Origin of the sequence: Paenibacillus vortex V453 (assembly GCF_000193415.1) — a bacterium.
GTDB classification, from domain to species: Bacteria; Bacillota; Bacilli; order Paenibacillales; family Paenibacillaceae; genus Paenibacillus_AQ; species Paenibacillus_AQ glucanolyticus.
Genome location: NZ_ADHJ01000040.1, coordinates 16,003 through 35,394, shown reverse-complemented (window position 1 = coordinate 35,394; position 19,392 = coordinate 16,003). Strand labels below are relative to the sequence as shown.

At 50.5% G+C, this 19,392-nt stretch carries 15 protein-coding genes and 1 pseudogene; 13 read left to right on the top strand and 3 right to left on the bottom strand.

The genetic code is table 11. The annotated features are described in order from the left end of the window. Window positions 1-343: 343 nt before the first annotated feature. The 8 genes from PVOR_RS22410 to PVOR_RS22375 all read left to right on the top strand — a co-directional run bounded on the left by PVOR_RS22410 (window position 344) and on the right by PVOR_RS22375 (window position 11,145). Window positions 344-991, top strand: coding sequence for a TetR/AcrR family transcriptional regulator (locus PVOR_RS22410; RefSeq protein WP_006211778.1), 648 nt, complete (start codon window positions 344-346; stop codon window positions 989-991). A gap of 9 nt (window positions 992-1,000) precedes the next feature. Beyond that, window positions 1,001-1,519 carry a DUF4188 domain-containing protein gene (locus PVOR_RS22405; protein ID WP_006211777.1) on the top strand — a complete coding sequence of 173 codons (519 nt, stop codon included), beginning with the start codon at window positions 1,001-1,003 and terminating at the stop codon, window positions 1,517-1,519. 229 nt (window positions 1,520-1,748) lie between these two features. Next, complete coding sequence (locus PVOR_RS22400; protein WP_006211776.1) at window positions 1,749-4,007, top strand: helix-turn-helix domain-containing protein; 2,259 nt, start codon at window positions 1,749-1,751, stop codon at window positions 4,005-4,007. Between the two features lie 244 nt (window positions 4,008-4,251). Then, on the top strand, window positions 4,252-5,220 hold the full coding sequence (locus PVOR_RS22395) for an ABC transporter permease (protein ID WP_006211775.1): 969 nt from the start codon (window positions 4,252-4,254) through the stop codon (window positions 5,218-5,220). Window positions 5,221-5,230: 10 nt separating this feature from the next. Beyond that, window positions 5,231-6,127: a carbohydrate ABC transporter permease gene (locus PVOR_RS22390; RefSeq protein ID WP_006211774.1), complete on the top strand. Its 897-nt coding sequence runs from the start codon at window positions 5,231-5,233 to the stop codon at window positions 6,125-6,127. 210 nt (window positions 6,128-6,337) lie between these two features. Then, entirely contained in the window at window positions 6,338-7,906 is a 1,569-nt protein-coding gene (locus PVOR_RS22385; protein ID WP_006211773.1) for an ABC transporter substrate-binding protein, read from the top strand. Window positions 7,907-7,928: 22 nt separating this feature from the next. Beyond that, complete coding sequence (locus tag PVOR_RS22380; protein WP_006211772.1) at window positions 7,929-9,353, top strand: alpha-L-fucosidase; 1,425 nt, start codon at window positions 7,929-7,931, stop codon at window positions 9,351-9,353. Between the two features lie 127 nt (window positions 9,354-9,480). Further along, window positions 9,481-11,145 carry a DUF4091 domain-containing protein gene (locus tag PVOR_RS22375; protein WP_006211771.1) on the top strand — a complete coding sequence of 555 codons (1,665 nt, stop codon included), beginning with the start codon at window positions 9,481-9,483 and terminating at the stop codon, window positions 11,143-11,145. Between the two features lie 93 nt (window positions 11,146-11,238). Here PVOR_RS22375 and PVOR_RS22370 read toward each other — a convergent pair whose 3' ends face one another. Then, window positions 11,239-12,525 carry an acyl-CoA thioesterase/bile acid-CoA:amino acid N-acyltransferase family protein gene (locus tag PVOR_RS22370; protein WP_234973063.1) on the bottom strand — a complete coding sequence of 429 codons (1,287 nt, stop codon included), beginning with the start codon at window positions 12,523-12,525 and terminating at the stop codon, window positions 11,239-11,241. A gap of 197 nt (window positions 12,526-12,722) precedes the next feature. Here PVOR_RS22370 and PVOR_RS22365 point away from each other — a divergent pair, with 197 nt between their 5' ends. The 3 genes from PVOR_RS22365 to PVOR_RS22355 are packed head-to-tail and all read left to right on the top strand — an operon-like array spanning window position 12,723 to window position 16,362. Beyond that, a complete protein-coding gene (locus PVOR_RS22365) occupies window positions 12,723-14,180 on the top strand; it encodes an aminotransferase-like domain-containing protein (RefSeq protein WP_006211769.1) in 1,458 nt (485 codons plus the stop codon). Window positions 14,181-14,228: 48 nt separating this feature from the next. Continuing rightward, window positions 14,229-15,227 (top strand): D-alanine--D-alanine ligase, encoded by a 999-nt coding sequence (locus PVOR_RS22360; RefSeq protein WP_006211768.1) that lies wholly within the window; start codon window positions 14,229-14,231, stop codon window positions 15,225-15,227. Further along, window positions 15,154-16,362 (top strand): aminotransferase class I/II-fold pyridoxal phosphate-dependent enzyme, encoded by a 1,209-nt coding sequence (locus PVOR_RS22355; protein WP_006211767.1) that lies wholly within the window; start codon window positions 15,154-15,156, stop codon window positions 16,360-16,362. The genes PVOR_RS22360 and PVOR_RS22355 overlap by 74 nt, the downstream gene beginning before the upstream one ends. Here the strand turns inward: PVOR_RS22355 and PVOR_RS32245 are convergent. Beyond that, on the bottom strand, window positions 16,348-16,521 hold the full coding sequence (locus PVOR_RS32245) for a helix-turn-helix domain-containing protein (protein WP_234973062.1): 174 nt from the start codon (window positions 16,519-16,521) through the stop codon (window positions 16,348-16,350). The genes PVOR_RS22355 and PVOR_RS32245 overlap by 15 nt on opposite strands. 502 nt (window positions 16,522-17,023) lie before the next feature. Next, a pseudogene (locus tag PVOR_RS32240) lies at window positions 17,024-17,164 on the bottom strand (AraC family ligand binding domain-containing protein); the annotation flags it as partial. A 348-nt stretch (window positions 17,165-17,512) separates the two neighbouring features. On the opposite strand from PVOR_RS32240, the gene PVOR_RS22345 reads away from it, so the two are divergent. Beyond that, window positions 17,513-18,400: a sugar phosphate isomerase/epimerase family protein gene (locus tag PVOR_RS22345; RefSeq protein ID WP_006211765.1), complete on the top strand. Its 888-nt coding sequence runs from the start codon at window positions 17,513-17,515 to the stop codon at window positions 18,398-18,400. 24 nt (window positions 18,401-18,424) lie between these two features. Continuing rightward, window positions 18,425-19,342 carry a Gfo/Idh/MocA family protein gene (locus tag PVOR_RS22340; RefSeq protein WP_006211764.1) on the top strand — a complete coding sequence of 306 codons (918 nt, stop codon included), beginning with the start codon at window positions 18,425-18,427 and terminating at the stop codon, window positions 19,340-19,342. Window positions 19,343-19,392: the final 50 nt, after the last annotated feature.

Here is a 19,392-nt window from a genome sequence, read left to right as displayed (position 1 = left end):
AGCAGGTAATCGGATGACTCCAGCAGTTTAGCGGACTGAGGACACCCTCTTTCCTGGAAAAAGGGGTTTCGGCGGATCTAATGGACATGAGAGCCGTTATTCTCTATAACAGACGACTTTTTGGTCGCTTTCAAGCTGAATAGCGGCTGTGGAGTCCGTTAGAAAGTGTGATGGGCATAAATCGGGTGAATAACGTACCTGAGGTCAGTTAAGCCCCGGTGGTATGAACATCGACACGTCTGCTGGCACATTAAGCAAATAGCCCCTCTCACTTTACTTTGACAAAATAAATTAACTTATGTTAATTTATTTACATAGGTTAATCTAAAAGGTGGTGCGAGCATTGACAACACATTCAGATATCCCATTAAGAGAATTAAAAAAAGCCAAAAACAAAATCACGCTGTATGAAGCGGGATTGTCCCTGATGCAGGGTCGGATGTTCAGCCAAGTCATGCTGGAGGACATCTGCCGGAGGGCAGAGCTTTCAAAGGTTACCTTTTTCAAGTTCTACCAGCGCAAAGAGGATATCCTGGTTTATTTCATGCGGATATGGCTGACCGAGCGGATCATTGAGATTGAGACGGAAGGTAAAAAGGGATTTCAGGCATTTCGCCATCTGTTGTCCCAGGTGGCGAAGGAACATCAGGTGAGGCCGGGGATGATGCCGAGCCTGATCTCCTTTCTGGCCGAGCAGAACATGCAGCCCAGCATGCCTGAGCTTAGCCCGGCGGAGGTGACGCTGCTCTTTCCCGGCCAAGAGGAAGCCGGTAGCTTATCGCCCAATATGTACGAATTGTTCCAGCAATTCATGAAGGAAGAAGCCCAGGCCGGTAACCTCAATAAAGCCTTGACCTTGGAGCAGGCCGTGCAGATAGGTTTCACGGTTTTTTACGGCGCATTTCTAACGGCACAGCTGTACAATTCAACAGACATAGAACGTTTTTACGAGACCCATCTGGGCCTGCTGGAAACGAAAAAAGAGGAGTGATACACACGTATGAGCAAGGTAATCCCAGGGCGTTATACCGCACACATAGATGGACCCTTCGTTGTATTTGTGATCGGGATGCGGATTAATAAATGGTGGTCGGTGCATAAATGGCTGCCTGTGGTGAACGCCATGTCCCCCATGACTCAGGAGCTGTACCGGAACAAAGAGGAGCTTGGATTTTTGGATGGCACTTTTCATTTGTCGTGGCGGGGAGTTACCCTCATTCAATATTGGAGAAGTTTCGAACACCTGGAGCATTATGCCCGTCATGGAGCCAAACATCTGACCGCCTGGAGGGACTTCAACCGCAAGGTTGGAACGGGTGGGGACGTTGGTATTTTTCACGAATCCTATCTCATCGATCAAGGTCAATACGAATGTGTATATAACAATATGCCGAGGTTCGGTCTGGCGAAAGCCGGAGCCCATGTTCCAGCGACGGGACGCAGGGAAACGGCAAGCCGGCGGCTGGGCCGCGAGGGAGAACCCGCTGTGCCCACTCCTCCCAATCCTCCCAATCCGTAGTCTCCGAATATCGGCGGTGGGCGGATCCTCTGAATTACCACACAGTTAAGGGTAAGGATAAATACCATAGGATTAAGATCCAGTCCATGCTATGCAAGTAGTGATGCTTTAGACGTGTTTTTCATGACTTGTCCAAAAAAGTGTTGGTAAACCCCGGGCGTTCTTCTATGATGAAATTACTTCCAATCGATGAATCGGATTAGGAATTCTATCACTCAGGGGGATGCCTATGGGAAGAAAAGCGTGGTTTTACCGACAGCTTTTATCGTATATGCCGGTCTTCTTTATCGTGATTTCCTTTGTGTTTTTTGTATTTTTCCAAATGCTCGGCGAACAGTCGCGGCAAGGCGCGATTCAAGCCAATGAGATGATGATTCAGCAGGCGATGCGCTCGGTGGATAATTCGCTGAAAGCGATTGACCAGATGCTGGTGCAGGAACTGTTGTTCAACCCGGATATGTCCGAGTTTTTCAATCATGAGGATCAGGATAATGTTTATTTAAACATGCAGGCGCTGAAGGCGATGAAGCAGTTCAAGGTCTCCAACCCGCTCGTGGATTCTATGGTGCTTGTTCGGGCAGAGGACGAGTTTGTCTTAAGCACTTCATCCACCTTCAAATTACAGGATTATGCTGATTATAGCTTTCTCAGGCCCTATTTAAGTCAGGCCAACAGCGAAGCCAAGTGGAGTGGCGTCAGGGATTTTCATGAATTCAGCTTTAATAACGCATCGAAGGTGCTGACCCTTGTACGTGAAGCGCCCTTCGTTACGCATGGCAAAGGCATCATAACGATTAATATCAAGGCAGATGCCATACATCAAATGATACTCAGCATGGTTAATCCCGAGGTGAGTTTTATTCATGTGTTGGATGCGGCAGGTTATGCCATGAATGCAAGCACCTCCGCCTCGGAGGATGGGGAAATGGTCTCCCGTGCGGTGTCTCCGTATACCAATTGGGTTTATGAGGGAGGATTAACCCGGGGCAAGATGGCGGATTTCGTCAGCCAACTATACAATGTATGGTTTATGGTCGGCCTACTCATGTGCGCAGCCGGTATCGTCTGGATTATATGGGTGACCCGTAGAAATTATAAACCCATTGAGGCCATCGTGTCCCGGATTCAGAAATATTCGCAGTCCAAGACAAGCTCCTTGCTCCATGGCAGTAAACAGGATGAATTTGCTTTTATCGAATCTGCGCTGGAGAGCATTCTGGAGCAGTCGAACAGCTTCCAACAGCAGCATCGGGAGGATTTGCATCTGCGAAAAGCGTATTTGTTTCAGCAGTTGATGGAAGGGCAGTACCCGTCCAGCCTGGAGCAATGGAACGTGCAGCACGATGTCATGGGATTGCCTGACTTGTCCAAACCGCTAACGGTTCAAGTGATCGAGATCGACAAATACACACTGTTCTGCGATCAATACCTGCAGCAGGACCAATATTTGATGAAGTTTGCCCTGAAAAGCGCAGTCCAGGAAATTGCTGCAGGACAGGGAGCGGTCATATGGACAGAATGGATATCTGCCTCCAAGCTGGGCGTCATAACGGAGGCACGGGAGCAGAACGCTGAACAGCAGATGGTTGCGCTGTTTGAGCATGCCCGCCTGTGGACGGAAGAGTATCTTAAACTGACCATTACAATTGGCATTGGGGAGATAGCGGAGCGGTACACGGACATCACGGAGTCCTACGAGCAGGCACTTACCGCATTGAAGTACAAAATGATCCTCGGCGAGAACCGAATCATTCATTATACACAAGTAACCGGCGAGGAGCGGGGCCATGCCTTTGATTTTCTGAACCTGATCCGGTCCATGGCTCAATCTTTCCGGCTTGTTAACGGGGACTGGCAGGCGAAATACGATACCCTCATCCATAACATTGAACAGAATATGCTGGACCGGGACGGCGTGGTGAGTTTGGCCGATTACATGATGTATTCGCTGGGTCGGGAAATGTCGTGCATGGCCAAAGAGTTTCAGGATTTGTGGATACAGGAGGGACAGCCGGCCTTAAGGAGGGCTCTTCAATCTTCCGAGACGCTGGAGCAGCTGGAGCATAGCTATGGGGAAGCTTTATCCAGCCTGTTCAAGAGCATGTCAGCCCTGATGCAAGGGCGCAATCATGCGGATGCGATTTTGAAAATACGCTTGTTTATGGAGCAGAACTCGAGCAACCCGGACCTATCACTCCATTATTTGAGCGAACGCTTCGATATAAACTGGAAGACGCTGAGCAAGCTGTTTCGCGAGGAGACTGGACAGAAATTTGTGGATTATTTAATCGAGCTGCGGATGAATCATGCCCGGAAACTGCTTCAAGAGACATTGCTTCCCGTGCAGGATATAGCCACCGAAGTCGGATATTCGAATGCCATCTCGTTTGGGCGGATGTTCAAAAAAATGACGGGAATGTCGCCGGGTGACTACCGGGAGCAAGCGGCTTCAGACACTCGGACTACGGGTGCCGACCGTTCGATCTAACCCTTCTAATACATGACCTTGCCATTTAGAAAGTCCTGCGGATTTTGCGGTCCTGCCGGGCTTTTTTGCTATAACGCGAGATTGGTTTAGTGGAGAAAAAGGTTTATCGCTCGACGTTACATGTATGGATTGTGCTGCGTCTCTTTTAGCGGAAATACGTTGATCCGGAGAATCTTGTTTATTGAACGGGGCGAGGTGTTCCCTCTAAACTTGAGGTCATCACGAAGTGAAGGAGGGTGACCTGATGGCTCGTATGAGCAAAGTCATGACATTACCTGCAGGTGCATCTGCACCACCGAACAAGCCCGTAAACCGAACGAAGAAGAAGCTGATGAGGCACTGGCAGTTTTACCTGCTGATATTCTTCCCGCTGCTCTATATCATCCTCTTCAAATACGTTCCGATGTTCGGCGTCTTGATTGCGTTTAAGGAATACAACGTGGTGCAAGGCATATTCGGCAGCCCCTGGATCGGTTTCGATTATTTCAGTCAGCTGTTTGAGGCACCGTTCTTCTGGCAGTATGTCCGCAACACGCTGGAAATCTCCCTGTACGGTCTCCTAGTCGGTTTCCCTGCCCCCATTCTGTTGGCGCTGGCGCTGAATGAGATCAGGAACGGCCGATTCAAGAAAACCGTCCAGATGGTTACGTATGCCCCATACTTCATATCAACAGTTGTGATCGTCTCCATTCTGATTGTGAATCTCTCGCCAAATACCGGGCTGATGAGCAATCTATACCGGGCGTTGGGGCTTGAGACTGTGGATTTCCTAGGCATTCCAGGGCTGTTCAAATCGATTTATGTCTGGTCTGATGTATGGCAGTTCACCGGATATGGCGCCATCATCTATATTGCGGCCTTGGCTGGAGTTAACCCCGATTTGTATGAGGCAGCAAGGGTGGATGGTGCAACCCGCCTCCAAAAAATCATCCATATCGATATTCCCAGCTTGGTTCCCGTCATCGTCATCCTGTTGATTCTGAATCTTGGCAACCTGATGAGCCTCGGCTTTGAGAAAATTTATCTCATGCAAAATCCGCTCAATCAGAATACGTCCGAGGTCATCTCCACTTATGTGTACAAGGTCGGATTGCTTGGAGCAAACTTCAGTTTCTCGGCCGCAATCGGCTTGTTCAACTCGTTGATCAATTTTATTTTGCTGGTTATTGTCAATTACGTATCCCGAAGAGTCTCATCCACAAGTCTATGGTAGGAGGAATCGCATGAGCAGAACCACAGTACGGGAGTCCGCTGCAGACCGGATATTTCTTGGCATCGTATATCTGTTCTTAGCCATCATTCTGATCGTTATTCTGTTTCCGCTGCTGCATATTGTAAGCGCATCCTTCAGTTCTCCTTCGGCAGTATCCTCTGGCAAGGTGTGGCTGTGGCCCGTGGATATTACGCTGATGGGGTATAAAGCTGTATTTCAGAATTCCAACATTCTGATCGGGTTTGGCAACTCCTTGTTCTATGCTGTCGTCGGCACAATGGTCAATGTTGCGTTCACGGTGATGCTTGCTTATCCGCTGGCCCGAAAGACGTTTTACATTCGAAATATGGTGATGATGCTGCTGGTGTTCACGATGTTTTTCGACGGGGGATTGATTCCTAACTATTTGCTCGTGAAGTCGCTGGGCATGCTCGATACGCGCTGGGCCATGATTATACCGGGTGCGCTGGCCGTATTTCAGGTCATCATTGCCAGAACCTTTTTTCAGACCACCATTCCAGAGGAACTGGCCGAGGCTGCGGAGATGGATGGGAGCAGCGACATTACCTTTTTTATTAAAATCGTCCTGCCGCTTTCCAAGCCGATCCTGGCTGTGCTCGCACTTATGTATGCGGTCGGTCATTGGAATTCTTATTTCAACGCCTTGATTTATCTCAAGGACAGCAGCCTGTTTCCGCTTCAGATATTCCTGAGGGACATTTTGATTCTGAATTCCGTCAGCTCGGAGATGGTGACCAATGTGAATGAGCTTCTGGCTCGTGAGGGACTGAAGGACTTGCTGAAATATTCGCTGATTGTGGTTGCAAGCGCGCCGGTGTTGATCATCTATCCGTTTGTGCAGAAGTATTTTGTCAAGGGTGTCATGATCGGCTCCTTGAAAGGATGAACCTTAGTTAACCGGATGTTATGGAGGGGGTGAGGCCGACATTGCAGAATAGGGTATTTCTGATGTTCAGACAAACTGGGGGTCGTTGCTAAAGCGGTTTCATACAAGATCAATGGGCGGGTATTCCATATTAAGGAGGAATTGATTTGAGAAGGTTCACTGGATTATGTTTAAGTCTGATTCTGGCCGTTAGTACGTGGTACTATCAGCTTGCCGGTAAGGACGAGTGAAACAGGAACTGAAGGTTCGGCAAGTTCCCCGGGGTCAGGCGCACCTGTTGAATTATCGGTGTTTGCTCCTCAGACAGCGGGGATTGAAAGTCTGGATGTCAATCCGTTCTCCAAGCATATTGAAGATAAGCTGGGCATTACATTTAAATGGAATACAACGCCCGACGCGGTATTCAACGATAAGAAACTGTTGATGCTGGCAAGCGGGGATTATCCGGCCCTCATCATGAATGCCGGCATATCCAAGGCGGATCAGATCAAATATGGCATGCAGGGGGCTTTCATTCCGTTAAATGACTTAATTGACCAGCACGCACCCAACATCAAAAAAGCGCTGGAGGAAGTTTCCTATTTAAAACCGGCCATAACTGCGCCGGACGGGAATATTTATGCACTTCCGAAGGTGAATGAGTGCCTGCACTGCACATATGGTCAGCGGATGTGGGTCAATACGACCTGGCTCGATAAGTTGGGGCTGGAGATGCCCACAACAACCGATGAGTTCTATGAAGTGCTGAAAGCCTTCAAGGAGCAGGATCCGAATGGCAATGGCAAAGCGGATGAAATTCCGATGACAACCTCCCTTGATGTGTGGGGTGGAGGTGTAGATGCTTTTTTGATGAATGCCTTCATCTACAATAACGGCACAACCTATTTAAGTGTCAAGGATGGCAGGGTGATCTTGTCCGCGGCTGAGCCCGAATGGAAGGAAGGGCTGAAGTACCTCCGCAAGCTATACAGCGAAGGACTGATCGACAAGGGAGCCTTTACGCAAAATGGGGATGCCGTGAAGCAGCTCGGGAACAAAACGGACAATGTAGTCGGTACCGTTGGGTACGCACTGATCAGCAGTGTGCTGGAACCGACGGAAGCGAAGCCGCGTCATAAGGAATACGATGTCGTGCCTCCGCTGAAAGGTCCGGGCGGGGTACAGCTTGCAGGGTACAGCGTAGGTGCTGGTGACGGATCGTTTGTCATTACAAACAAAGCGACAGAGGAGCAGCGGGTGGCAGCGATTAAGCTGGCGGATTACCTGTTCTCCGAGGAAGGCACTGTGATGACCTCGTGGGGTTTTGAAGGAGACGGCTGGCGGAAGGCGGAGTCCGGGGCTCTGGATTACAATGGCAAGCCAGCCGTATACGAAGCGCTGAAACGGGATGTGCCCGATGGATCGCTTGACGTGACCTGGTGGCAGCTCGGCACGATGCTGATGGTGAACTCGCTTCGGGAATCCTTTGTGGCACCGGCGGATCCGCTTGGCAACGGAGCCTATGAATATCGCCTATGGCTTGCCGCGAAGAAATACGAGCCATTTGCGAAGCCGGATGCGGTCTACCCGACGGACGTATTTATCGATCCCGCCGATGCAACCTTTATCGCTCAGATTCAGAAGACTATTCAAGATTACGTGAAATCGAACCTGGCCCAATTCGTGACCGGCAGTAAGGATATTGAGAAGGATTGGGATGCATATGTTAGCGGGTTTAAAGGACTGCAGCTGGATAAGTATCTGGAAATTCACCAGAAGGCATTAGACAACCAAGGATAGATAGGAATGGGAGGTTTATCGCGTGCACAATTTCATTGAATACGCTGCCAACATTAAGCCCTCGGAGCGCCAACTAGCCGTACAGGAGACGGAGTTTTATGCTTTCTTTCATTTTACAATCAATACGTTCACGGATATGGAATGGGGCACCGGAAAAGAGGATCCCGCATGGTTTAATCCCGAGCAGCTGGATGCTGACCAGTGGGTTGAAGCCTGTATCAGTGCCGGCATGCGCGGCTTGATCCTCACATGCAAGCATCATGACGGGTTCTGTCTCTGGCCAAGCCGCTATACGGAGCATACCGTGAGGAACAGCCCTTGGCGAAGCGGGCTCGGCGATGTGGTGAAGGAGGTTGCCGATGCTTGCAGAAGAGGCGGAATCAAATTCGGGATTTACCTGTCCCCTTGGGATCGGCATGAACCGTCATATGGAGATTCAGCGCGATACAATCAATTCTTCCTGAATCAATTACGAGAGCTGCTGACCGGCTATGGCGATCTATTCTGCGTCTGGTTTGACGGTGCCTGCGGTGAAGGACCGAACGGCAAGCGTCAGGAATACGACTGGGAGGCGTATTACTCGCTGATTCGCGAGCTGCAGCCGAACGCCGCCATCTCGGTATGCGGGCCGGATATCCGCTGGTGCGGGAATGAGGCGGGACACTGCAGAGAATCCGAATGGAGCGTAGTTCCTTCGTCATTGCGCCAGAATGAAGCCATCCAGGAAAAATCGCAGCAAGCCGACGATCGGGAGTTTGCGCGCCGTTATGAGTCGGATGAAGAGGATCTGGGCAGCCGTGATGTCATTCAGGGCGAGCAGGAGCTGGTGTGGTATCCGGCTGAAGTCAACACGTCCATCCGTCCGGGGTGGTTCTACCATGCTTCCGAGGACGGTAAGGTTAGATCTCTGAAGGAACTGCTCCATATCTATTACGGATCGGTTGGCGGCAACGCGACTTTTCTGCTCAATATTCCGCCGGATACCCGGGGACTGGTTCATGAGCATGACATGCAGCGGCTGCGGGAGCTTGGAGATGCCATTCGCAATACGTTCAGGACCAATCTCGCAGCGGATGCACATATAACGGCATCGGAAAGCAAGCAGGGATGGGACGCGCGTCATATGCTGGATGGCAGCAGAGATACGTATTGGAGTCCGGAGGACGGTACCGAGTATGCCGTGATTGAACTGGACTTCGGACGTGAGATCGATTTCGATCATATTGTGCTGGCTGAATATCGGTATGGACAACGAATCGAGAGGTTTGAGCTTGAATATATCGCAAATGGAACCTGGCATCCGATTCAATCCGGCACCGTTGTTGGTCACAAGCGCATCTGTCGATTTTCTGCCGTGCGTTCTCAGTATATTCGGCTGACCATTATGGAATCGAGATGGTGCCCGCGCCTGTCCAGCTTTGAAGTGTACAGGGGCGCTGGGGATTGATAGGCTGATTGCGAAACCGAATCATATTTTTCCAAAAAAAGATTCGTTCACCTTCCGCTCCCTCCAGATTAGTGTAAGATGTATGTGAGACCAGACCTTACTCCACAGTAGAGAGGATGTATCGCGCATGAGCCAATCCGTAACGTTCCAGACCCGGCTTCTGAGCTCCTTGTCCAAAGTGTTTGCCGATGAAGAACTGTTGCAAGGTTCGTATAACAACGGGTCCGCATTTTGTAATGAGACGTTTTCGTTTCAGGTCGCTTACCGTTCCAATCGCTTGTTGAAAAACATCCGTGTCATACTTCAGTCGGAGATAAGCCCGCACATTATCGTCCGTTCCGTTGGTCTGGTTCCATCGGAGCTGCCAGCGTACCATGATCATGACGAATTTGTCTTAAGATCCACGCCGGGCCTGTATCCGGACCCGCTGCTGCCCTTGACCGCAGAATCTGTTGTGACAGGATACCCGAACCAGTGGAGAAGTCTATGGATTACGGTGCAGCCTGAGGATGAGGTAAAGGGCGGTACATATGAAATAGGAATCCGCTTTGAAGCCGATTCGGGGGAGTCGCTTGGTGAAGAGGTCTTCACACTGGAAGTCATTCCGGCATCATTACCTGCCCAAACGCTGATTCATACAGAATGGTTTCATGCCGATTGTCTGGCTGCCTATTACGGTGTCGAGATTTTTAGTGAGCGTCACTGGGCCTTGATGGGACAATTTATGGGGACTGCTGCCCGGCATGGGATCAATATGATCCTTACGCCTTTGTTTACGCCTCCGCTGGATACAGAAGTGGGCGGGGAGCGTCCCACGGTACAACTGGTTGATGTGGCTGTTAGCGAAGATGGAACGTATGCGTTTGCATTCGATAAACTCGACCGCTGGGCGGACTTATGCGATGCTCATGGAATTCAATACCTGGAGTTCTCGCATCTCTTCACGCAATGGGGAGCCCGGCATGCGCCGAAGATTATGGGCAACGTGAACGGCAAGAGCGAGAAGCTGTTCGGGTGGGATACGGATGCGATGGGATCTTCGTACCATGCCTTCATCAGGCAATTCATTCCGGCGCTGATCGGCTGGATCGAAAGCCGGGGACTGAAACAGCGCTGCTATTTCCATGTATCCGACGAGCCGTCTGTCTCCCATCTGGAGGCATATAGTCATGCGAGCCGATTGATGAATGAACTGCTGCCAGATTATCCAATTATTGATGCCTTATCCGATATTTCGTTCTATGAGCAAGGACTGGTGAAGCGACCGATTCCAGGAAGCAACCACATCGAGCCTTTTCTGGACCAACAAGTAACGCCATTGTGGACCTATTATTGCTGTTCCCAGTACAAAGAGGTATCGAACCGCTTCTTCAATCTGCCGTCGGCAAGAAACCGGATTCTCGGCATTCAGCTGTATAAGTACAACATCGAGGGGTTCCTGCACTGGGGATACAACTTTTGGAACTCGCAATACTCGCGCCGCGCCATTGATCCATTCCAGGTGACGGATGCGGACGGCGGTTTTCCTTCCGGGGATGCTTTTGTGGTATACCCTGGCGAAGAAGGGCCTATCGAATCCATTCGGCTGAAGGTATTTCAGGAGGCACTGCAGGATTTGAGAGCGCTTCAGCTGCTCGAGACGCTGATCGGCCGAGAAGCCGTCATGCAGTCGCTGGAGGAAGGGCTGGAGGAGCCGATCACCTTTAAGTGCTACCCCAGGGATATGGAATGGCTGCTGTCGAAGCGGCAGTGGATGAATGAGGAGATCAAGGCGAATATGGTTGTGAAGTAAACGGGAGGGCAAGTGCAGCTCCATCCAAACCCGTGTGAATATATTGAAAATGCCCCGCATTCACCGTTTAACGGTGAACGTGGGGCATTCGTTTTATGTACATAACCTCTGCTTAAAGAATTCGATTGTTTTTTTCCACGAGTCCACACTGGCTTCCGCAAGTTGCTGCTTGGTTCCCGGATCGGGGGAAATCGCACGCAAGTAAGGTATGCCGATGTAATGGCCTGCCCCATCATAGATTAGATGCTTGGATATCGCTGCTGGATCGTTTTGTGTTTTTCTCCGTAATCCTTGCTCCGATAGAGCAGCAGAATCCCAGCTTTCATCGGCTGATCCCGATATCATTAAGACTTCGCCGTTTATTTTTTCTAAAGGGATGGTTGCCCTCTCCAGCCAATCGATGTTAGCGGACAACCCGTCGTGCCATTTACGGAAAGGATTTCCCTTTTGGCTAATCCACATTTCTTTGCATTCATTCGCCAATTGGACTGGATTATCTGGCTGCAGATAGGGGAGCGGCTGGCCTTGGTAGGTCCATGCAGGTGGAAGCGTTGGATCATTACTCCATGGGACAATTCCGCTGAACGATACGGCTGATCCGTTCAAGGAGACAACGGCTGTGATTTCAGGAAACAAGGCGGCTGACCACAGAGCAAGTTCACTGCCCCTTGACGTACCGTGAATTCCGAATCCTCCTGCCTGAATTTCAGATCGCTTCTGCAGCCATTTTATGGCCGATTCAACGTATTCAAGTGGTATATCCCTTAGCTGCTTTTGGAGATTCTCCACGCCGAAATAGGCAAGCGCGAATACCGAGAATCCGTGCGAGGCCAGAAGGGCAGCGGTTTTCTCGTTCATGCCTCCCTCGGATCCGCCCACAACGATAATGCCGGGTCTGGGTTTCAAATCCTTGTTATAAAAAAAGTTCCCAATCAAACCTGCTTCCCGCACGGTTTGCTTCACAGTATCATTGCTTGTCCAATGGCGGGTTACAGCTTGATGTGCCACAATCTCATCATGAGTTTCCAACAGCATTAGCGAGGTTTGTGGCGACAGTTCATCACGAGTGTCGGGTTGATTATATTTTTCGTCCAGAACATGCGTCAGTGCATTCTTTACGGTAGGCTCCATGGACCAAAACAAGGCCATTCCATCCACGCCGCAGTATGTGCCATGGATGGGTGCTTGATGGTCCAGCTCTACTTTACCTTCAGGGTCTGCAACAAAACTCGCCTGTGAGGCTAAATATCGTTCCTCATTTATTTTTTTGATCAGATGGAATGTTACGGTTTCTTGCGGCTGCATCCCAGCGGCAGATATCTTTATAGGAGCATCCACCATGGAATGAGGATCACTGATTATAATTTTAGATCGGTTCACAAGCAACAATCGCCTCCTTATTTGAGTGAAGATGATATAGTTCTGCTTATCAACGTAAAAGTCCTTTTTTAACCCATAGAGGTGGTTGAGGGATTCATGGGCGATTAAGGCCAACCACGCCTTCGGCGAAAGAGGTCTGCTGTGGTTCTAGTGGTGCAGCTGAATTTATGCCATCATAGAGGCAAGGGGGTAATACGATGTATTTGGATTTCAAGTTTGCGGATGACCGTCCGGCGTATATTCAAGTCAAGGATTACATGAAGCGCTTGATGACAACCGGTGCGCTGCAAGCGGATCAGAAGCTTCCCTCCACGCGAGAGCTGAGTGTTTTACTTCGGGTTAGCCGTAATACGGTGCTCAGCGCTTACTCGGATTTGGAGGACGAAGGCTATATCTACGCGGTCAAAGGGCAGGGACATTTCGTTGTCCCGTCGGTAAGTGGGGTATCTGTACAGCTAGAAGGTAAGCGGCTGGATTGGGCTCCGCGTCTGAATGATTACGCCCGGCTCGCGGAAGAGAATGATCTGATGAAGCATGGCATCCGCGCCGAGAAGGGCGCCATATCTTTTACAAGCATCGCTCCCGATGAGAAGCTGTTTGATCTGCAAAATGTAAAGCGTGCATTTCTGGACCGGATGTCGCTTGAAGGGGAGGTTCTCCTTAACTACGGTTATGCCAAGGGTTATAAACCGCTCATCGATTATCTTCTCCGTTATATGGAGAACAAGGGCGTGAATATCCAGGGCAAGGATCTGCTTATCACAAGCGGTTTTACAGAAGCGCTGAGCCTGGTCTTATCGACCTTGAACCAGGGGCATGGACGCATTCTGTGTGAGAATCCAACCCACCATACAGCCATAAAAAATTTTAAAATGCACGGGTACGACATCACCGGCGTCGAGATGGAGCCGGACGGCATCAGCCTGACAGGGCTTGCACGCGAGCTGTCGAAGCGCCCTTACGATCTGGCGTACCTTGTGCCTTCCTATCATAATCCTACAGGAATTGTTATGTCTCACCAGAAGAGGCTTGAAGCTCTGCGATTGCTGAATGAGTATCAGATTCCCGTTATTGAAGATGGTTTCAATGAGGAGCTGCGTTATTCGGGCTCGCATATTGCCCCTCTCGTTGCATGTGCAGGCGGGGAGAACAACAGCGTGATCTATTTGGGCAGTTTCTCGAAAATTTTGTTCCCTGGCCTGCGCGTCGGTTGGGTGCTTGCCGACAAGACGCTGATTCATTATCTCGAAAGTGTGAAGCGTGCCCGCAGCATCCATACGTCGACGCTGGATCAATCCCTGCTCTATCAATATCTGTACAACGGCAACTTCGAGAAATATTTAAAAAGGGCCAAGGCGGAGTATAAGCGAAAATATGAGCTTGCGATCCGCTGCTGTGAGGAATGGATTCCGATGGAGCGCTTGTCCGGAGACGGTGGACTTCATCTGTTTGTTGAATTTGGTCCGGATTTCCGGACGCGGGAGCTGCTTGCTGCCTGCTCCGCCCAGGGCGTCGTATTCACGCCGGGTGATATTTTCCATACCGATGGCGGAGGTCATCACACGATGCGCCTCGGCTTCTCACGCGTCTCGGACGAGAACATCGAGAAGGGGATCCGCATTATCGGTGAAACGGCGAGGAAGCTGCTCAACTAGCAGGGCAAAAAAGAGATCGGAAGAATAACAGTTTAGGAGGACAGCATCATGAAGGTTGGTGTCATCATGGGAGGCGTATCATCAGAGAGGGAGGTTTCGCTGGCTACCGGCAGGGAGATGCTCTCCCATCTGGATAAAAACCGCTACGAGGTTTGCCCGATCGAGATTGATGACAAACGCGAGCTGATCAGCAAAACCGAAGGCATCGACATCGCCCTGCTCGCGCTGCACGGCAAATACGGGGAGGACGGCACGGTGCAAGGCACGCTGGACTCTCTCGGGATACCGTACACCGGCAGCGATGTCCTGTCCAGCAGTGTCTGCATGGATAAAGATCTGAGCAAGAAGCTGCTGCGCTGCGAAGGTTTGTTTACCGCAGACTGGGTCGTGGTGGGCAGTATGCAGGAGCTGGCCGCCGCGGATGTGGAAGGGCTGGGCTTCCCCGTTGTTGTGAAGCCGAATGCAGGCGGGTCCAGCATTGGCACCCGGATTGTCCGTATCCAAGATGAGCTGGCATCCGCTGTCGAGGAGGCGCTCCAATGGGATCGCGCCGTGATGATTGAACAATTCATCGATGGTGAGGAGATCACTTGCCCGATCCTGAACGGGGAAATGCTTCCGATTGTGTCGATTAAACCGAACTCCGAATTTTTTGACTACACGTCCAAATATGTGGAAGGCGAAGCGGATGAGCAGGTGATCGAGCTGCCCCCCGAACTTCGGAAGGCAGTGAACGCGGCGGCGATTCAATGTTACAAGGCACTGAAGTGCAGTGTGTATGCCAGAATCGATATCATCCTGAAGGATAATATTCCTTATATTTTGGAGGTTAACACCCTCCCGGGTTTAACGCGGACCAGTCTGCTGCCAAGAAGCGCGGAAGCAGCGGGATTTTCGTTCAGCAGTTTGCTCGATGCTATTATTGAATTCTCATTAACGGAACGAAAAAGCGAAAAACAAGGAGTAGAAGGATATGAATACAACGAGCAGCTTTATATCGCCGACTGTGCAAGATATGCCCCCATCCGGAATTCGACAGTTTTTTAATGCGGCCGAAGCGGACGATGATGTCATTTCTCTGGGCGTAGGTGAGCCGGATTTTGTGACACCTCAGTGTGCGATAGAAGCCTGCAAGCGCGCTTTGGAGCATGGGCGTACGATGTATACGCCAAACGAGGGTCTTCTGGAGTTAAGAGAAGCAATCGCGGAATACCTGCACAAGGGCTTTCAGCTGGAATATGAACCGTCACGAGAGGTTCTGGTCACCGTTGGCGGCAGTGAAGCGATTGATCTTGCTCTGCGGGCGCTCATCTCGCCGGGAGACGAAATCATCATTCCGGTACCCGGGTACATTGCCTATGCTCCGCTTGTTCAGCTGAATGGGGGGAATGTGGTAGAACTGGAGCTATCGGCAGAGGAGGGCTTCAAATTAACCGCGGATGAACTTCAGAAGGTAATTACACCCCGGACCAAAGCGATCGTTGTTAATTTTCCGACCAATCCGACAGGTGCCGTCATGACTTATGAGGATTGGCTCCCGATTGCCCGCCTGGTCGTTTCGCACAATTTGGTGGTCATCTCCGACGAGATGTACGCGGATCTTACCTATGGCCGCACACATACCAGCATCGCTTCACTGCCTGGAATGCGGGAACGCACCATTGTCATCAGCGGCTTCTCCAAAGCGTTTGCGATGACGGGCTGGCGTGTCGGCTACCTCTGCGGAGATCGGGACTTGGTGAGCGCCATGGTCAAGATTCATCAGTACACCGCCCTATGCGCACCCATCATGGGACAGATTGCCGCTATCGAATGTCTGCGGAACGGACTCGGGGATCGGGATGCCATGAAGCTGGCTTATGATGAACGCAGAAGGATGTTTGTGCAGGGTCTGAGCGATATCGGCCTGACCTGCCGCGATCCGCAAGGTGCTTTCTATGCCTTTCCCAGCATTGCAGAAACCGGTCTTGGATCGCAGCAGTTCGCAGAGCGGCTGCTTCGGGAAGCGAAAGTCGCTGTTGTACCGGGTCATGTGTTCGGCGCTGGCGGCGAAGGTTTTATCCGCTGCTCGTACGCCGCTTCCTCCGCTCGGCTGACAGAAGCGCTTGATCGAATAGATCTTTGGCTTAGGGCACACTCATCCCGTGCAGTCCAGGACCTGCACATCCTACAGAATTCTTGAGAGTTTACGGTAATCCGTAGCGGTGATCCCCTCTAACCTTCGGAAAATCCGGCTGAAATAATGAATATCCGGGTATCCGACGCCTTCGCCAACCGCCTCGATCGAAATATCGGATTCCCGGAGGAGCCGCCTTGCTTCCCGGTGACGAACGGATTGCACTAAATTCACTGGGTGGCATTCCGGCAAATCGTTTGAATAATTTCGCGGTATGATCGGCACTTAACATTAAATGCTCGGCTATTATTTTATTGCTCCAGTCTTTGGCTGGAGTTTTTTCGATTTGGCTCATCAGATCAATCAGTTTGGCATCATGCGGTGACGTTTCCGTCAGGGCCTGGAAAGGATGCGTCCGACACAATTGAACCAGCACGTCCAGCATCAGTCCTTTGCAGGCGAGTTCATATCCGGCAGGACGGTAGGTGAACTCTTCAACGATGCGTTCCATCATCTGAACACAAGGCAATGGAGGCGTGTAGATGGTCCGTGAGGACAGCGGAAGGAAAGCGGATGAAACCGCTTCTTGAGCAAATTTATCCGGAGCCAGCACGGATTCGTTCACAATCATGTCCGCTTCGGTCTGAATGTCCAGTTCATCAAAGAAATCAAAATGAATTCCCAAAAATCGCGCATCAGGCTCAGATATCACCTCATTCTGATGGTAAACACCGGAGGGCAGGAAAATGAGCTGCCCGGCTTCGATGACATACCGATTCCCGTTCATCGTTGTGGCGGCTGCGCCATGGCATACGTAGAGCAGCTCGAAATCGTACAATCTTCGCCTCGGGAGAGCCCCCGTCGCCATGCGTTGGAATTGAGCATAATGAATGCTGGGCGACCATTCCCGGAAGGACGCTTCACGCTTTATCGGGTAATCCGAGTTTGTATCGTTCATAGATAAATCACTCCAGAAAGGGATGAAATAAAATTTTTGAAGAGAACGGAATTGTCCAAATAATCACTTTTCTATCTAAATCATTTGATGGAATATTTATTTATTATATAAGTATTATTACATCCTGATGGTTTATTTACAACTTGACGGAAAAAGTCAAATGTTGCGTTACATGAATCTTTCAATTTATTTTCAAAGACTTCCATGTGAAAGCGGAAGCTGCATCAATCAACCTATTGATTTGAGGAGGGATTCGTCATGAAGAAAGGGATTAACATTTGGTCATTCCAAGGGGATGCGGCCATCTCCGACTGCATCCGATTGGCAAAAGAAGCTGGGTTTGACGGAATCGAATTGTCATTAAACCAAACGGGCGAGCTTGGGCTCCAAGCCGGTGATAAGGAAGTGCAGAACATCGCTGCACAGCTGAAAGACGCGGACCTGGAAATTGCAGGACTGGCAACAGGCCTTTATTGGGATTATCCAATGACAAGCGAAGACCCGGCTGTCCGTGAAAAAGCGATGGATGTTTGCAAGAAGCAGCTGGAACTGGCTGCCGCATTCGGCGTGGACGCCATTTTGGTTATCCCCGGCGCGGTCGGCGTCGATTTCATCCCTGGCTCCGCCGTGATTGATTACGAATATGCATACGATCGCGCTCAAGAATCCATTCGTAAGCTGGTGCCGTTTGCAGAGAGTGCCGGTGTTGCCATCGCGCTTGAGAATGTGTGGAACAAATTTCTGCTGTCTCCGCTGGAATTACGAAATTTCATTGACGAGATCGGTTCCGATTATGTCGGCTCCTATTTTGACGTAGGGAATGTTGTTCATAACGGTTATCCCGAGCAGTGGATTCGGATTCTGGGTCAGCGGATCAAAAAAGTCCATTTCAAGGACTACCGCAGGCAAGCTGGCGGGCTGCACGGCTTTGTTGATTTGCTGGCAGGAGATGTTGATTACCCGGCCGTGGTGGAAGCGCTGCGTTTAATCGGCTATGACAACTATGTTACGGCAGAGATGATCCCGGCCTATACCCACTATTCGGAGCAGATCATTTTTAATACATCCAATGCAATGGATGCAATTCTCGGACGTACACCGTCATTGCGCCAGCCTGACGCGCGCCAGCGTCAAGGCCAATCATAATAAGGGATACGGAGGGAATATAGGATGCTGAAAATCGGAATATTGGGTTTTGGTTTCATGGGACGGATGCATTTCGACAATTATGTCCGTCTCATGGAAGAAGGTGCCGACATTAAGCTGGTTGCCATCTGCGATCTGCGTATCGATGAGCTGAAAGACAGCAAAGCCAATGGCAATATGGCCACTGAGCGTGATGTATATGATCTGGAGCCCTATCATCTCTACGATCATGTAGACAGCATGCTGGAGAATGAAGAGCTTGATATCGTGGACGTATGTCTGCCGACTTATTTACATGCGGATATGACCTGCATGCTGCTGGAGAAGGGGATTCACGTCATGTGTGAGAAGCCGATGGCAGGCAGTGCAGAAGAAGCCTGGCGCATGGTGAAAACAGCAGAGCGTACAGGCAAAACGTTGATGATCGGACAATGCCTGCGTTTCTGGCCTGCTTATGAATATTTAAAAGCCTGCGTGGAGGACGGACGATACGGAAGCATCGTAGCGGGGGAGTTCTTCCGCGGCTCCGAACCGCCGAAGGGCTGGTTCCTGGAAGGGGACAAAAGCGGAGGCTGCATCACCGACATGCATGTCCATGACGTGGATATGATCCACTGGCTGATGGGCAAGCCGGAACGGGTATCCACATTCGCCAAAACCATCATTGAAGGCAGCCTGTACGATATCGTGTCCACTCATTACAGCTATCCGGATGGTAAGGTGATTAACGCCCATGCGGACTGGACACTGAGCGGTGAACACGGATTCCATATGGGATACCGGGTGAATCTGGAGCAGGCTACGCTTGTGTTCCAGAATAATGAATTGAAGGTTTATCCTGAAGATGCTCCGGGCTTTACGGTCGTGAGCTGTCCGGTGATTCCGGTTATTATCGCGAACTCCAGTATTTCCTTGAGCATGTTGCACAAGGGAAACCCGTAACGGTATGCACACCGGAAAGCGCTGCCGGATCACTGGAAATTATCGAGGCC

What these genes read in the sequence shown, in the direction of transcription:
- PVOR_RS22405 (WP_006211777.1), top strand. Translation starts at nt 1,001, where the DNA reads ATGAGCAAGGTAATCCCAGGGCGTTATACCGCACACATAGATGGACCC.
- PVOR_RS22400 (WP_006211776.1), top strand. Translation starts at nt 1,749, where the DNA reads ATGGGAAGAAAAGCGTGGTTTTACCGACAGCTTTTATCGTATATGCCG.
- PVOR_RS22395 (WP_006211775.1), top strand. Translation starts at nt 4,252, where the DNA reads ATGGCTCGTATGAGCAAAGTCATGACATTACCTGCAGGTGCATCTGCA.
- PVOR_RS22390 (WP_006211774.1), top strand. Translation starts at nt 5,231, where the DNA reads ATGAGCAGAACCACAGTACGGGAGTCCGCTGCAGACCGGATATTTCTT.
- PVOR_RS22375 (WP_006211771.1), top strand. Translation starts at nt 9,481, where the DNA reads ATGAGCCAATCCGTAACGTTCCAGACCCGGCTTCTGAGCTCCTTGTCC.
- PVOR_RS22365 (WP_006211769.1), top strand. Translation starts at nt 12,723, where the DNA reads ATGTATTTGGATTTCAAGTTTGCGGATGACCGTCCGGCGTATATTCAA.
- PVOR_RS22360 (WP_006211768.1), top strand. Translation starts at nt 14,229, where the DNA reads ATGAAGGTTGGTGTCATCATGGGAGGCGTATCATCAGAGAGGGAGGTT.
- PVOR_RS22355 (WP_006211767.1), top strand. Translation starts at nt 15,154, where the DNA reads ATGAATACAACGAGCAGCTTTATATCGCCGACTGTGCAAGATATGCCC.
- PVOR_RS22345 (WP_006211765.1), top strand. Translation starts at nt 17,513, where the DNA reads ATGAAGAAAGGGATTAACATTTGGTCATTCCAAGGGGATGCGGCCATC.
- PVOR_RS22340 (WP_006211764.1), top strand. Translation starts at nt 18,425, where the DNA reads ATGCTGAAAATCGGAATATTGGGTTTTGGTTTCATGGGACGGATGCAT.